This window comes from Pelorhabdus rhamnosifermentans, from assembly GCF_018835585.1.
GTDB classification, from domain to species: Bacteria; Bacillota; Negativicutes; order UMGS1260; family UMGS1260; genus Pelorhabdus; species Pelorhabdus rhamnosifermentans.
The window spans coordinates 1-217 of the sequence record NZ_JAHGVE010000202.1; the positions used below are offsets into that span (position 1 = coordinate 1).

The window sequence follows — 217 nt, forward strand, 5'->3', positions numbered from 1 at the left end:
TAAAAAACGGTGTAAAAGTATTGACAGAATGTCCTGTTACAGGCATTGAAGTGACTGACGGCCATGTAACAGGCGTCCACACACTGCAGGGCCTCATTACAGCCAAATACGTCATTAATGCTGCCGGCCTTCATGCCGATGATATTTCCCGTATGGCAAATGATGATAGCTTCACTATTGCACCGCGCAAAGGCGAATACATTTTGTTTGATAAAAA

At 43.8% G+C, this 217-nt stretch carries 1 protein-coding gene; it reads left to right on the forward strand.

Going from position 1 to position 217, the window contains the following annotated elements; genetic code table 11:
* On the forward strand, nucleotides 1-217 hold a 217-nt coding region (locus tag Ga0466249_RS26360), incomplete at both ends, for an FAD-dependent oxidoreductase (protein WP_215832443.1).